The organism is Bradyrhizobium sp. YR681 (assembly GCF_000282615.1).
GTDB lineage: Bacteria > Pseudomonadota > Alphaproteobacteria > Rhizobiales > Xanthobacteraceae > Bradyrhizobium.
In genome coordinates this window covers 1-1,468 of the sequence record NZ_AKIY01000001.1, presented here as the reverse complement: position 1 = coordinate 1,468, position 1,468 = coordinate 1, and the positions used below count along the sequence as shown (strand labels likewise).

Sequence of the window (1,468 nt, the reverse complement as noted above, 5' to 3'; positions counted from 1 at the left end):
CGGCGGCGGCAACCTGCCGCAGCCGAACGGCGTTGCGTTTCAGGACGGCTATTTCTTCTTCACGATCGGCGACAACCGCTGCTTTGCCTCCGGCCTCAACGCGCTGACGCAAAACGCGCTCACCTTCATCACGGTGCAGGGCCGGGCGGATGCAAACCTGCTTCGTCCCATCCCGTTCTCCAACGTGCTGCTGCTGTTTACGACGGGCTCCTTCGAAGTTTGGCAGGATCAGGCCATCGCGGCGCCGGCCTTTCCTTATGGGCGGCTCACCATCGTCGACATCGGCCTTGCGCAGCCGACGGCGATTGCCGGCTACGACGTCGGGTTTGCCGAGCTGCTCTGGGTCAGTCAGGACTACCATGTGCAGTGGATGTCGTCGGGCTCGCTGGCGCCGAACGATGTCTCTCCGCCCGATCTCAACCGCCTGATCGAGAGGGCGATCCTGTCGGGGCAGACGCTCGAGGCTGGCTGCGCGATTGCCGGCGGCAAGAAGTTCTGGCGCATCTCCTCGCCCGATTGGACCTGGGAAATCAACCTGTCGACCAAAAGGTGGCATGAGCGTCAGTCGCTCAATGCCGGCATCTACGGGCGATGCCGCTGGGTCGCAGGTCACCCCGCCTTCAACAAATGGATCGTCGGGGACACGCAGTCGGGCAATCTGCTCTACCCGGACAATGACAGCTACAGCGAGAACGGCCAGCCGTATCTGTTCCGGATCGAATCCGGCCCCGTGCGCGAGTTTCCGAACGCAACGCGGATTGCGCGCGCCGACTTCGACTTCACGACAGGTGTCGGCCAGGAGGTCGGCAATTACGCCATGAGGGTGCTGGGTGCGGCTGCTGGTACCGGCGGCGTGGTCCGCCTCACGGTCGACCAGACCGCCAAGGCGAACTCAGGCGACGAGGTCAACGTCGTCGGCGTCACCGGCACCACAGAAGCCAATGGGCCGCATCCAATGCGGGTGGTCGATCAGAACCATATCGAGCTCACCGACACCCCGTTCGTCAACGCCTACGTCTCGGGGGGCGTCGCAACGGACATCTCCTCGCCGCCTGAAGCGGTCAACCCGCAGGTGGCGATTTCCTGCTCGCAGGACGGCGGCTACAGCTTCGATAATCCCTCGCTGCGCTCGCTGGCGCCGCAGGGGCGCGGGGACATGGCGCGAGCCTCCGTCAAGAACCGCGGCCTTGCAGGCCCGCAAGGCGTGCGCTGGCGGCTCGACATCACGGATCCTGTCTACCGCGGCCTGAAGGGCGGCACCATGAGCGACAATCCGCAAGAGGTGCGGCCATGACGCTGCCGGTCAAGGACAGGAAGTTCGATACTGGCTTTGCCCTCGTCGACAAGGACGGGCGGGCGACGCCGCTGTTTCGCGACTTCATGGCGCAGGCCGACCGGCTGTTGACGCTGCTCGTCGCGGGCAACGCGCCGAACCTCGTCAATGCGGCCAACGATGCGGCGGCAGCCG

At 65.2% G+C, this 1,468-nt stretch carries 1 pseudogene; it reads left to right on the top strand.

Annotated elements, in window-relative coordinates:
• A pseudogene (locus PMI42_RS00005) lies at nucleotides 1-1,294 on the top strand (hypothetical protein); the annotation flags it as partial.
• Between the last annotated feature and the right edge of the window lie 174 nt (nucleotides 1,295-1,468).